We start from the raw sequence: 13,842 nt of genomic DNA, 5'->3' as shown, positions 1-13,842 counted from the left end.
ATGCCAGCTTGCCCTTTACCCGCAGACGAAGCGCTTCGCCAGCGCACGCTCGATGACATGAACCTGGTCGATACACCAGCCGAGCATTACCTCGATACCCTGGTGCGGCTTACCCAGGACCTGGCCCATGTGGACACTGTGCTTATCAGCCTGATCGACCAGGACCGACAGTGGTTCAAGGCCCGCATAGGGCTTGAGGCAAGCGAGACGACGCGCAGTATTTCCTTTTGCGGCTACGCCATTCTCGGTGACGAAACCCTGATGGTCCCCGATGCCAAGCGCGACAGCCGGTTCGACGACAATCCACTGGTGCTCAAAGAGCCCTATATCCGTTTTTACGCCGGCCACCCCTTGCGCGCCGGCAACGGCAAAGCCATCGGCACGCTGTGCATGTTCGATCCCCACCCGCGCGTGCTCAGCGAGGCTCAACAAGCGAATTTCAGGGACCTGGCCACGCTTGCCGAGGGATATCTGCAACTGCGTACCTTGGCGCAGGTGAACCGCGATCTGCGGCTTGAAATGGATCGCGAGCAGCGCAAAGCCCTGCTCGACCCTTTGACACAACTGTGGAACCGCGGCGCGCTGTCGGCGTTTGAAGACCATGAACGGCGATTGGCAGAGGTGAACGGCTTACAACTGGGTGCAGTTTATGCCGACCTGGATCACTTCAAATCCATCAACGACAAGTACGGCCATGGCGGCGGTGACAAAGTGCTTTGCGAATCTGCCCGCCGCCTGCGCGCAGCACTTCGCCCCGATGACCTGCTGGTGCGCCATGGGGGTGAGGAGTTCGTCGCTATCTTGCATGTTAAAGACAGCGAAGAACTCACGCGGATTGCTGAGCGGATTCGCGAACAGGTGGGTGCCAGCCCGATGCAGTTGCCCTGTGGTCAGTTGAAGGTAACCCTGAGCATAGGGTGCACCCTGTTCGCCAAGGGTGAAACGCTGGATGACGCACTGGAACGCGCCGACAAGGGGCTCTATACCGCCAAACAGAATGGGCGTGATCGGGTTATCTATGTAGCGCCGCCTCTCTGAGACGAGCACGATCCGGGCTGTACGGCATCTCTTCTCGCACGTCAGCCCGGCTGTTCATATCCCAGAGCCCGCCCCGCTCGGCATGCCCTTGCCGCCAAAGCTGGATCATCTAAAGGCCGCAAACACAGCACTCAAACCCTGCGCGCCCCCTGTGAAAGCAACTGCGTTGCAAAACACTAAAAGGTGCCGCGATCCCTGTGGCAGCGGGCGCGCCCGCGAACACGGGCGCAGCCCGTGCCATCCACTGTAAACCCGCTCAAAAAAACTGCACACAACTCATCGATCAGCAGAACCTACTACAAGAAGGCCCAGCCCAGAGGTGCGTTGCCGCACGGATAGCTCAACCGGTAAACAGGGACCCAGCCTCCAAGGGACCGGCGCCGCCGCGGTCCAACATACCCACGAAGACTCCAACACAGCGAATGGCATCGCCGACACGGTCTTCACGAACAAACCCGCCCTCAAAAACTGCAAATATCTCCCTGAATTAGCAGGCCCCCTGTAGGAGCGGCTTCAGCCGCGAACACCGGCGCAGCCGGTGCCATGCCCACGCTAAATTCTTCCCCGCCCAAACAGAACACTCAGGCCCATGACACCACAGCTACCCGCCTCAGGGCCTGGCTACTTCCCCAAAGCCACCCACAAAATCGATCCAGTCGTGGGCAGTTCCAATACATCTGACTCACGCCCAAAAAACCTGCCAATCGTCCCAAGCCCCGTCACTTCACCCCTGCCCCGCCAGCCCCGATCTCATCCATGAAATCCGCAAGAAACACTTCAAGCCGAGCATGACGTTCAGCAGCCAGCCGAGCCCCTTCAGCAGTTTTAAAACCTGACGCAAGCTTGAGCAGCTTGGTATGAAAGTGCTCGACCGTATACGCCTTGTCCTGATACTCCCTCCCCCACGCAGTGGGGTTCTCGAAATCGTACAGCGCCGACCCCATTCGCCCGGAAACGTAAAAACACCGGGCGATACCCACTGCACCTATGGCGTCCAGGCGATCACTGTCCTGAAGAATCCTGGCCTCAAGGGTGAGCGGTTCGAAGCCAGCCGAGTAGCTGTGGGTTTTGACTGCATGCGCCACCTGCTCGATGCGCTGCAAGGGCCAGCCCATATCAGCCAGGATTGACGCCGCCCTTTGTGCGGACAGCGTTGACGCCTGCCCACGCAAGGGCGAGTTCTTTTCTACTGCGACACAATCATGCAGCACAGTCGCTGCAAGCAGCACTTCCAGGTCGCCGCCATCTACGCGCTGTATCCGTTGTGCGTTGACCCATACGCGATGGATGTGGGACAGGTCGTGGGAGCCATCTGGCTGGTCAGCCGGTAGATACTTCAGCAGGTCAGCGGCGAAGCGCTGGAAAGGGGCAAAGGCTTCGATAGTCATCTTCGGTGCGTTCCATGGGCTGTTACTTGGCGTCCGTTGTCAGGGGCTGGCCCGTGACCTGCCTTGGTCCAGATGCGAGCGGGTCAGTTTCAAGGCTTGAGTGGCGAAAGTCCATGCTGGACCGTTGGTTGGCATCGCGACATAACTGGATACAGGGATTCGTGAGTGGAAAGCTTTTTGAGATCCACTGGCCGTTAACTGAGCAGTCGGCGTTGCATGCTGTGAGGGTGAATGGGCAAAAAAAGTCAGAATTAGCCCCTTCCTTGTAGGCCATTTCCCAAAGATACTCCCTGCGCCTGTTTTTCGTTGCACATGGAAATCGTGAACCATAGTCTCGACCTGCCGCTACCAATTGGCGGCACGGTTTTGACAGGCCGTGGTTCACTGAGAGCATGTGCAATGCCAGTTATGGCAGCTGTGCGTGGGGCACCTTTGTGTGCGCCGGGATTCTCAGTGCCCCCGGTCTGTCAACCCACAAACAGCTGCCACCCTTCCGTTTGACAGCGGATCTGCGGCAGCCCTTTAAGGCACTGAGAGGGTTTATGCTGAAGATAGTCCCTGATCCACCCCACAATGTTCTATCCCTTGAAGACACCCTGATCCAGGCCACGGATTACGCGCTATGCGCGGCGACCGTTGTGCATCAGGCGATACTGCTGCAGTCCAAGTCGCCAGCGTCGATTCTGATGACGGCTTCGATGCATGAGCTAGAGACGCTGCGAGCTTTGCTTGAATCTGCGCTGGTCCAAGTACAGATGCCCACTGAACCTAGAACATTGCACTAAGGCTTCATTGATGTGTCGCCTGGGCTGCCCCAATCGCGTGCAAGCCGGGCTCCCGCATGGATCTGATCTACGCCACAGATCTCGAGGCCTGTGCAGTATCTGTGGGAGCTGGCTTGCCGGCGATGAGGCCAGACCAGGCACTAGAAATTTCGGGGAGATTGAACAATGACCACAGAAGAAACCAAATTCACCGTCGGCAAAACCACCTTCTACCAAGGTGAAAACCAGACCCATCCGCTGTTCCGCATCGAAGCAGGCATCCCCTGCCAGAGCGCCCGCGAACAGGCCTCGGAGCTGATGGGCTATGCACGGGATATGACCCTGGACGGCTTGATGGAAGACAAACCTCAGCTGATCTGGGCATCGCATTACCTCTGCGCATTGGCGAAGGCGCTGATGGATGATGCCGAGCTGGGCATGATGCGCTGAATTGCCCTTCCCTTACTGGATGCCTTCAGAACCTAAATCCAGCCCCGTTTTGAAGGCGCTCCAGCTACCCCGACTTTCACAGCCAGGTAAAGCTAGCGTGCGCTTAGCTGTCTATTGGGACTCGATTACCCATCGGCCGCGCAACATTCCTTTCAACTCGTCAACACTCAGGGTCTTATCTCTCTTGCGATGGACAACCGCGTGACAGTTGGCGCACAACGTCACGAGGTCTGTCTCAGGATTCACTGCCTTCTCCCCACCAAAGTCCGAAATCGGTACTACGTGATGAACGTGAATGAAGCCCTTCGCGTGTTCGCCGTATGCCTGTTCGAAATCAAACCCGCATGCCTTGCAGTCGAGCCCGTGGATGGCGATGGCCTTCACCCTCAGATCTTTCCGGCGCTCGTAACGGGTTCCAAAGTAGCTTGTTTTGCTGCCTTCACTGGCCGATTCAAAGGTAAGTGGGTCATCTTCCGTATCCGGTACAGCCGCGTCAGCACGCGAAGGCAGGAGCGTTGCATGGCTTAAGATGGCATCGTAATCGGATTGAGAAATTGGCCGAACGCCATCACGCCAGTAGTTGCTCCTATGGCTGGCAGGGATAGTCTCCAGGTACTCGCCGTCAATTTTCGAGGGGACAGCGTCTTCAAACGGCGTGAAGTTTTCGATCAGTGCAAACAGATCACCCTTATCGCTCCTCCGGTCTGCGTAGACCTGACCTATGCGTGCCTTACCAAAATAATGCGGATCGGCGCTGAGGCGGACGGAAGCAAAGGCTTTGTCCTTGATGCGCCCTTTGTAGTAGATCACCTCGGTTCCCTGCGCGAGCCAGGCTTGGTAGCGCTTGGGGAAGTGATAGACAGCGCCTGTCTCGTCTTCCCACTGCGATGTGTCGTTTTCAACGATGACGACGGGCATATCACTTTCCTCTCGACTGATGGCAAAAGCCTATCAAAAAAGAGGAAATTTCCTACGACATAATGAGAAGTGAGCAACATTTACGGCGTTTGTAGAACTGGACATGTCCTACAAGAGCCGAGGTGGTATGTCGTACCTACAGCATTCCAACCTCACGAGCTCGTAGCTTATGAACTAGCGATACGTTAGCGGATGGCGGACGCAGGTTCAGTTCCGGTCACCCCGGCATACGCCGAGGACATTTGGCGGTCGCTCACGCTGCATGTATTCCCCGACTTGAGGACGACACCACTCGCAAAAATCACCGCGCCGATGGTGATCGCATTGCTTCGTCCAATCGAAGCGAAAGGCAGCCTAGAGAGGGTCAAGCGCCTGAGCCAGCGGCTAAACGAGATCATGACCTACGGCGTAAATTCCGGCCTGATCTTCGCCAACCCACTCAGCGATATCAGGGCAGTGTTCAAGAAGCCCAGGAAAGAGAACATGGCTGCGCTTCCACCCGAAGAGCTCCCCGAGCTCATGCTGGAGATCGCGAATGCCAGCATCAAACGCACCACCCGCTGCCTGATCGAATGGCAGTTGCACACAATGACTCGCCCCGCCGAGGCGGCGACTACTCGCTGGGCAGACATCGACTTCGAAAGGCGTGTCTGGACTATCCCACCGGAGCGGATGAAGAAGCGCCGTCCACACAGCATCCCGTTGAGTGATCACGCTGTCGCACTATTGGAGTCACTGAAGACTCACAGCAGCCATCGCGAATACGTCTTCCCGGCAGACAGAAATCCACGCACCCACGCGAATAGCCAGACTGCCAACATGGCGTTGAAACGCATGCGGTTTCAGGATCGGTTAGTCAGCCACGGTATGCGCTCGATGGCCAGCACCATCTTGAATGAACATGGGTGGGACCCGGAGCTCATTGAAGTCGCACTGGCGCACGTCGACAAGGATGAGGTGCGCAGCGCCTACAACCGAGCCGACTACATCGAGCGCCGGCGCCCGATGATGGCCTGGTGGAGTGAGTACATCCAGAAAGCCGCCACCGGCAGCCTGCTCGCCTCCGCATACAAGCAAGTCAGAGACAAGAACGTGGTGCCGATCCGCTAGCGCTGTACAGGCGCAATAACGGCGGCGACAGCAACAGAGTGCTCAAGATTCAGGGCAAGCAGCCTCGTTTATCCGCTTGTCAGCGCGGGTCCATCCAAACAGAGCTGCAAAGCCGCCCTGTTTGGATGGACCTCACTTTGGAGAGCTAAGCCACGACGTTGTCCGGGATTTACCACGGAGTTCCACCAGTGGATGACCACTTTTCACGTGCTCAATATCGCCGAATTTCGATCCTTGACCTAGTTTATCCACAGGCGTAGAACTGGCCGTGCAAAGGCTGTCGATGACAGCACCCCAGGTGACCCGAACCTTAAAGGTCACGCCGCTCGCGGTGGTTCTCCCCAAGGGCAATTAGCATCCGGCAGCTCGCCCGCTCACCTCCCCGGTGATGGATGCTCTGACACATATGGCCCTCGTGGGCCAGCTACACTGTACCTCGCTGCCCTGCAGCAACCTGTCCGCTTGGCCAAATATTGCGCCAACCTGTGCCCGTATCCTTCTTCTGGAAAGAGACGGGAACTTCTAGCACTGCTGCAGCCCTGATCGCACGTAGCTTTGCAGCATTCCCCGTCGTGACAATCGGCATGACAAACGCCGATGTCACTAGCAACAGCCATGCAGATGATGGTGCCGCAGACCAGGGGTTAGACTGCACCTGACTGACAGTCAGGCATGCCCCAGTCATCGCATTGCTGCTTGCACCTGGCTCAGGATCTTCAGGCGCTGGCCTCGTCAGCCAGTGCTGCCTCCACCCGCCCACCGGTAACGGTGTTCAGGAGGCCAGATCATTGAGATGCCCATGCTCCCGGACGTAAGGAGCCACCAGTCCCGCGTAGAGGACATCCCCGCAGGTCGCAGGGGCCTTGATCCCTGATAACACTCAACATTCTTGGCGGGATGACGTGGGGCGAAGACTGGAGAGCAAAAGAGGTGGTGGGCGATATGGCATTGGTGGGTCGACGCGATGGTCGCAATTTCGGTTACGGCAGGCAATTGAGCTACGCAGGACAGCAAGCGCTGAAAGACATGTTCGGCGGCGGTCATTACGGCACGGTCAAGGCGCACTGTGATCGGTGGCAGGCGTTCGTCAAATGGTGCCGCTCCGAGCAGGGGCCCGGTATCAATGATGCGCGGCAGATCGATCGGAAGGTGTTGACCGACTATGCAGCGTATCTGCGCGACGTGGTTGTGCGCGGTGATCTTGCCGTCAGCACCACACAAAACCGGCTATCCAGCGTTAACAGGACCATGGCGGCGCTTCGCGGTGATCAGTACGTGAAATTGCCCAGCCCGAGTAAGGCGTTGGGTATGCAGCGCACCGGAGTTCGCCACTCGGTGCCGCACAGCCAGGACCGCGAACAGGTTAATCAGATCGTCGATGTGCTTTGCCGCCATCATCAACTGCGGGCCGCCGCGATCGTTCTGTTGGCGCGAGCCACCGGCATGCGATTGCGTGAGGCCATCTTGGCTGATCTGCCACAGCTTAGCCGTGAGGCTAACGATCTAGGCAGGATTAACATTCAGGATGGCACTAAAGGCGGCCGTGCCGGCGCCTCGGCGCCGCGTTGGATTACGGTGGACGAGCATGTTCGAGATGCACTTGGGTTTGCAAGGCAAGTGTCGCCTGCGGGTAGCCGCAACCTGATTGCGCCACACGAAAGCTACCTGACTCTACTGCAAGAAATCATCCGCCCTGCGCGGGACACCCTCCATGCCCACAACCTGAAAGGCTTTCATGAACTACGGGCGGCGTTCGCGTGTGAACGTTATGAGCAAATCCCTCAACACCGCACGCCTATCAACGGCGGCCAATGTTGCCAGGTGGATAAGACTCTCATCGTGAGGCCCGGAGGCAAATCAGCTATGAGCTGGGGCACGGTCGGATCGATGTGATCGCTGCCTAAATTGGCGGGTGGGCATGAGCAAGCCATTCGACATGGAGCTGTTCTTGGCTGGAGTGCTGACCGGCTCACACGCAACCCGGCGACGCCATGTACGTCAGGCGAAAATCATCTAGGCTGAGATTGCAGAGCGGTGGCAGCGAGAGACACCATGGTCTTGGCAAAGAAAGCACTTGGCTTGGTTTATCAAGCATCGCCTAGTCCGGAGCAGCGAGGCATCGCGGTACTACTACTTGCTGACAGTACGGCTGCTCGCTCGTCGACTAGAAAAATCATGGGTGTTCGACGTCTGAGGAAAATCTGAACTCAGTAGCCAAGATCGACCGTTAAAGGCGAAAAAAACCGCCTACGTCAACGGTTTGTTCAAATTGGGTTGTGACCTAGGTCTCCAATGAGGATAATCACAGATCGCGACGAGTAAGGCAGGCGGATGATCTGAATAGCTGTGTTAATCACCCGGCGAAAGGGTAAGGCCGCCGGCACCGGAGCGGGCACAAAAAACTCTATATTTTCCGAGCGCAAATCAGCAGCGGACCGTACATGCCTCGAACTCTCGCCTATGAGCGTGACAATGCTCTCAATGCTATCTGCCCATACTTCACGATGTTTCCGCTCGAGTACCCACTCGAGGTACTCGAGCAGTACCGTAAGGCAAACCCGGTAGTGATGGACCCGTTTTGCGGTCGCGGAACAACGCTGTTTGCTGCGCGCAAGCTGGGGCTGTCCGCCCGCGGTATTGATAGTTCTCCGATTGCAATCGCTATCGCTCGTGCGAAGCTAGCCGCGGTCTACACCACTAAAGCGTTGGCGTTGGCTAAGCGCTACATTAAAGAGTTCGACTCATCCGCAGTACCAGATAACAGCTTCTTTCAAACTGCATTTCACCCCTACGTCCTGCGAAGGGTATGTGCGATACGCGAGGGACTACTTCGAGTGGGGCGTGACACTGATACGACAGTTATCCTCCGCGCCGCGATGCTTGGTTGCCTGCATGGCCCGATGAGTAAGACACCAGAACGGCACTCTTATTTTTCGAATCAAATGCCGCGCACATTTTCCTCCAAGCCGGATTACTCTGTGCGCTATTGGGAGGAAAAAGGGCTAGTGGCGCCGGAGCTAGATGTTCTAAAAGTATTGCAACGTAAGCTTACGCGCCTCGACAGCACTCACTTACCTAAGACTGGAGTATTGACAGATGTGCGTAAGGGAGATTCTCGAATAGCGGCCTCGCTGCCGCCAGCTTGTCGAGACTTCTCCGTTGTCGTCACATCGCCGCCGTACTACGGCATGCGTACTTATGTCGAGGATCAGTGGCTGAGGAACTGGTTTCTGGGAGGGCCGGACCACGTTGTCTATGGTAACAGCGAACAGCTTCAGCACGCAGGAACGGATTCGTTCGCAGAGTCTCTTGGCAAAGTTTGGAAAAACATGGCGAGGACGAAAGCTGAAGACTTGGATATGCACATCCGCTTCGGAATCATCCCATCTTCAAAGGTCGATGCGAAAGCTTTAATCCGCTCGTCTTTAGAGGCTTCGGGTGTGCACTGGGACGAGGTCTCTGTGCGTAGTGCAAAGACTGCTGCATCTGGAAAACGCCAGGCCGACCACATGGCCGCGGGCTCAGCTGCGGCCAAAGAATATGACTTCCATGTAAGAAGAAGCTAGGGAGAGAAGATGGCTACTGCAGGAGGCTCCATCCAGTTAAAGGTATCGAAGAGTACCTTGTCGATGTTCCTTCGAACCAAATGCGATAAGGAGCTGTTCCTATCGTTGCACGATAAGAAGGCAATGGCGGCTGCAGGCCTTCCTGAGCCAATCAAACGGCCTGGCATTGGCATCCTGGCTGTGCATGGCAAAGACTTCGAAATTGGCAGAAACGATCAGCTCGTACGCCTTTTCGGCGGCATAGTACAGTACTCAAAAAACGCCAACCAGTACGGGACCGTCGATCTACAGTCGGTATTGACGACAGTGAGGTCTGCACCCCAGCTCATCTTGCAAGGGCACTTTTCTATTGGAGCACAGCAGTCAACCGTGCTTTCAACGATAGGGGTGGATGCGGCAGATATTTCACAGATTCCCCCCATAACCGACTTCGTACCCGATATCTTTTACATTCGGGACGCAAAGGCGGGAGACCAAGAAGTTCTACCAAACGGGACCCGTGGCCCAATAAATGAGCTGATTGAGCCAAGGAAAGCCATTTGCGTTTTCGACGTCAAGCACACCTCCGAGTCAAACCCGAGCTACTGCTCGGAGATTGCGATGTATGCAGTGATGCTAGCAAATTGGCTACAAGCCCGGCCGCAGCTCGCCCGCCTATTTTTTGTAAGTCTCGACGCGAGACTGTGGACACGGCACAACCAAGTTGACAGTAATCTCGACAAAGCTGAGGCACAAGCTGGTACTACCCAGCAGGCGTTACTTGATGCGTTGATAGCAGACTCGGAAGATGCTCAGCTTCGATTCTACCTGCCGACGATCCGTAGCTTCTTCAATGATGTAGCTCGGGTTGTGCGCATGGGCAAAACACCTGGGCAAGGCTGGCAGGCTCTAGACTGGCACATTTCGGGCAGTTGCAGCGCATGTGACTGGCTGGGCGACAGGCGTCACATGGGCCAGGCCCATCGAAATGTCGTAGACGTAAACCCAGGGCACTACTGCATGCCTCTAGCAGAGTCTACAGGTCACCTTTGCTTAGTTCCCGGTATCACGCGAGGAGCCAAAAAAGTCCTCCATCAGAATACCGTGGCTGACACCGCAGCGCTTGCCGGCGCATTGGGTCATCCTGCTTTGCAGTTACACACTCTCTTGAAAAAAGAGGCTAAGGCTTTTCCCGCACGGTCAGCAGCCATCAACTCCGGCAATGTTTCCAGAGACATCACAGGTGCTATTGCTTCGTTGGTCCGTGCCGCAAACATCTTGCTCTACGCGAGCATCAACTTTGACTCCAGCTCAGGATTCTTAACAGGTCTCGCGCTCAGCGGTGTTGCAACCACCTTCACAGCTGGGCAGTCACCACGCCGCTTCCGACCAATCCCCTTCATTGTTGACGATAAGTCATTGGTAGCGGAATGGGTCGCACTGGAAGGATTCCTGACCCAAATTGCCACGTGGATTGAAACAGCCGAGCAAATGAAGGGGGGGACGTCTATTACAGGACAAATCCATTTCTGGGAAGAGCGGCAGTTCCAAGAGCTTTGCAACGCAATGGGAAGGCATTTACCTCGAGTCCTTGCGTTGTCTGCCCGACGGGCAAAGGCGCTTGCATGGGTTTTCGCGGGCGATGAAATGCTTGAGCGCGCCGACTCGGTTGAAGCGGCAACCATTGTAACTGTCGAGGACATTGTTAGACGGCTAGTTTTCGCGCCAAGCCGACATGTCATCACATTGTTCGATACTGTCGAACGCTACCGACGCAGCCAATACTCGCCCGCAATCACGGATTCCTACTACCGTGAATATCTGAGCAACGGTATCCCACGTGAGCGAATCTACGAGCTATGGGCGCACACCCCGCAGGTGAAGCGTGGTGCTACTACCATTCCCCGCAATACTCTCATCGCCCAGTACTCAGACGCGTTGGAGCGACAGTCATCTGCTCTAGAAAGCGTATGCGAGAAGCTACGTGAGGACTACCGCGGCCAGTTTCGAGCTAAGGAGGCACGCATTCCTGTCTCGGTCCCTCGCGGGGCCTCGAGTGTAGCCTTTGACGCCAAGCTTTGGCTGTGGTGGGACGATCTGGATTTCAACACCTCGCAACTCGACGCTCATATCGGGCTTTCGATGGATGGCGAGAGGCGGGAGGCAGTATATGAAGCCATCGTTCTACATACTGGTATGCACCTCAGCGGTGATCTCTACCAGTTCAACGTCGCCCCAAGCTCGTCTGAGGCAAAGTTTAAAGAGGACTCGCGGCTGACTATTGGCAAGATAGGCACGCCGGGGATGCCACTTCAACGGGTTGGCAGCATTGTTGATTCTAGCGCACCTCCGTTTCATGGTACGCCCGAGGTGCTACAAATGCCTCTTTGGTCTGCAGTAGAGGCTCGCCTAGTTGCATTCGACCGCGTGCGTCTTACCGCGCAAGTTGAAATTATTTGCCGCAGGGACGCCAGCCTCGTGCCGTACCTAATGCAGCACAGTTGCTTCTCGCTTTTGAACGACATATTCCTCGTCGAAGCCAAGAAGCCAAAAATGTTTAACTGGGCAGAATTTAGCCAGCCAATTCTTCAGGCCATTGGTAACCCTCGTATCGCGACACCGGATCCCAACGCAGTACGAGCGATCGGCGTAGCGCCCCCTGCCCGCCGCACATACGATATAGAATCCCCTGCAGCGAGGGTTCTCTGGGCTCCCGGAGTCCTTCAGCAGCAGGTTGTTTTGACGGGAGCTACTGCTGGCGCACTTGCCAACGCCGTTCAGATCTCTCACTCTCTGAACAACTCACAACGCGACGCAATCGTGCATGCATTGGAAAGGCAGCTGACCGTTATCTGGGGACCACCTGGCACCGGTAAGACAAATACTCTTGCTGCGATGCTCCACGCCATGACGGTGCAGGCAGTTACATCTAGTACGCCTTTGCGGATTCTAGTAACAGGGCCAACTTACAAGGCGGTTGAAGAGGTGATTCACCGCGCTGCTAAGTTTTTGTCTCAGGACCCTATTGCAAGATGCGCAATGTTCGTCGGTTATTCTAAAGGGAGGGCGCTGGGATCTGCGCCTCAAGGTATTGCTTCACACATTACCTATGACAGCATGGTGTTTGAGGTAGGCAACGCTGAGTGGCAAAATTGCACTCAGCTTCTTGCAGGTGGCTCAGGGGTGACTATCGTCGGCTGCCAGGTTATGCAGAGCCGTCAGTTCGCAAAAGCACTTGGCCCAAGCCCGCTTCATCCAGTGTTTGATGTAGTAGTTGTAGATGAAAGCTCCCAAGTTCCAGTGCCTAAGGCGATTGCTGCATTCAGCGGGCTGCGAGACGATGCACGGGTGATAATAGCAGGGGACCATCTGCAAATGCCCCCAATCTCTTCAATCGAGGCGCCTAAAGATGCTGCTTACTTGGTCGGGAGCATTCAGACTTATTTGCTAGATCGTCCTTTTGCGGTTCGCGTGCAAAAATGCGTGCTGGATACCAACTATCGTTCTGCCGACCACATCGTAGATTTCGCGCGCACCATCGGCTATCCGCAGAGTCTTACAGCCGCCTACGGCAACTGCCGCCTTCATATGATACAGCCGCCCGCATTACGCCCTAACTACTGGCCTAGCTTTCCATGGGCACAGGTATTCGACCGCGTACTGCACCCTAATACAAGAGTTGCCACCGTTTTGCACGAAGATGATATCTCATCGCAAGGAAACAGGTACGAGGCACAAATTGTAGCTAATTTAGTTTGTGGCCTGAGACACTCAGTAAGCGGTGCGCTCGACAATTGGGGCCTCCATCCCCAATCCCACTTCACACCGGGCGCTCTAGAGTTCTGGTCTGAGTGCGTGGGCATCGTGACCCCCCACCGCGCGCAGCGGGCTTTGGTAGTACAGGCATTAACTGAAATATGGCCCACTGAGGCGGACCATATTTCGGACGCGGTCGACACCGTTGAACGGTTCCAAGGGGGGGAGCGTCATACCATCATAGTGACCTTCGGCGTCGCAGATGTTGACGTCATTAGCGGAGAAGAAACGTTCTTAATGCAGTTAGAGCGTACCAACGTCGCAATCTCCCGCGCGATGGCAAAGTGTATCGTCGTCATGCCACGAGCACTTGCTACTCATGTGCCAGAGGACAAGCGAGCGCTTGAAACAGCCTTCGCCATCAAGGATTTTGTGGAGGATTTTTGCAATCAGCGTGTAGACGACATATTGCAATCTCCCTTGGGCAACCGCGGCGTCCAGATCCGCTACAGATCCTGACTCCTGGCCATTGGCTAGGGCGTTAGCTTTCATTCGAGAGCAACCGTCCCTAGCCGATACCGGCCACAACCGCAAACATGGCTACCCAGTCAGCAACGCGGCTGAAGAAATCCGAAGAGTAACTGAGATACTTTAATAGATAGTGTGATTAGTAAAAAAATCATTTTTATAAAATTATTTACTTGCATGACTATTCAGATCCATAGTGCAAAGGCGACGTGATGAGCCTCGTCGATCATCAGGTGGCTGCCCATATTAACCAGCGCGCCCAAAGCGGCATCTTCTGCCAACGAGTGGTCAGGACCGTTTCGCTCACACAGAATTGTAGATGTGTGATAGGTTCCTGAAAGCATC

7 protein-coding genes and 3 pseudogenes are annotated in these 13,842 nt (G+C 55.8%); 8 read left to right on the top strand and 2 right to left on the bottom strand.

Annotated elements, in window-relative coordinates; genetic code table 11:
• A complete protein-coding gene (locus CAG34_RS21705) occupies positions 1–1,038 on the top strand; it encodes a sensor domain-containing diguanylate cyclase (protein ID WP_085592321.1) in 1,038 nt (345 codons plus the stop codon).
• Positions 1,039–1,757: 719 nt separating this feature from the next.
• Here CAG34_RS21705 and CAG34_RS21700 read toward each other — a convergent pair.
• On the bottom strand, positions 1,758–2,426 hold the full coding sequence (locus CAG34_RS21700) for an HD domain-containing protein (RefSeq protein WP_085592320.1): 669 nt from the start codon (positions 2,424–2,426) through the stop codon (positions 1,758–1,760).
• A gap of 542 nt (positions 2,427–2,968) precedes the next feature.
• Here CAG34_RS21700 and CAG34_RS29275 point away from each other — a divergent pair.
• Both CAG34_RS29275 and CAG34_RS21690 read left to right on the top strand, forming a co-directional pair.
• Positions 2,969–3,211, top strand: a complete 243-nt coding sequence (locus tag CAG34_RS29275) for a hypothetical protein (RefSeq protein ID WP_085592318.1) — start codon at positions 2,969–2,971, stop codon at positions 3,209–3,211.
• 165 nt (positions 3,212–3,376) lie between these two features.
• Complete coding sequence (locus tag CAG34_RS21690; RefSeq protein ID WP_003256566.1) at positions 3,377–3,640, top strand: DUF3077 domain-containing protein; 264 nt, start codon at positions 3,377–3,379, stop codon at positions 3,638–3,640.
• A 111-nt stretch (positions 3,641–3,751) separates the two neighbouring features.
• Here CAG34_RS21690 and CAG34_RS21685 read toward each other — a convergent pair whose 3' ends face one another.
• Complete coding sequence (locus CAG34_RS21685; RefSeq protein WP_085592316.1) at positions 3,752–4,558, bottom strand: HNH endonuclease; 807 nt, start codon at positions 4,556–4,558, stop codon at positions 3,752–3,754.
• A 216-nt stretch (positions 4,559–4,774) separates the two neighbouring features.
• On the opposite strand from CAG34_RS21685, the pseudogene CAG34_RS21680 reads away from it, so the two are divergent.
• From CAG34_RS21680 to CAG34_RS21655, 5 genes and pseudogenes are all read left to right on the top strand, one after another.
• Positions 4,775–5,668, top strand: a pseudogene (locus CAG34_RS21680) (tyrosine-type recombinase/integrase); the annotation flags it as partial.
• 942 nt (positions 5,669–6,610) lie between these two features.
• Positions 6,611–7,572 (top strand): annotated as a pseudogene (locus CAG34_RS21670) (integrase domain-containing protein).
• Positions 7,573–7,586: 14 nt separating this feature from the next.
• Positions 7,587–7,862, top strand: a pseudogene (locus CAG34_RS29270) (hypothetical protein).
• A 247-nt stretch (positions 7,863–8,109) separates the two neighbouring features.
• Positions 8,110–9,234, top strand: coding sequence for a DNA methyltransferase (locus CAG34_RS21660; RefSeq protein WP_085592314.1), 1,125 nt, complete (start codon positions 8,110–8,112; stop codon positions 9,232–9,234).
• A gap of 9 nt (positions 9,235–9,243) precedes the next feature.
• On the top strand, positions 9,244–13,488 hold the full coding sequence (locus CAG34_RS21655) for an AAA domain-containing protein (RefSeq protein WP_085592312.1): 4,245 nt from the start codon (positions 9,244–9,246) through the stop codon (positions 13,486–13,488).
• Positions 13,489–13,842 lie beyond the last annotated feature (354 nt).

Source organism: Pseudomonas sp. B14(2017), from assembly GCF_002113255.1.
Lineage (GTDB): Bacteria > Pseudomonadota > Gammaproteobacteria > Pseudomonadales > Pseudomonadaceae > Aquipseudomonas > Aquipseudomonas putida_Z.
This window is presented reverse-complemented; position numbering and strand designations above follow the sequence as displayed.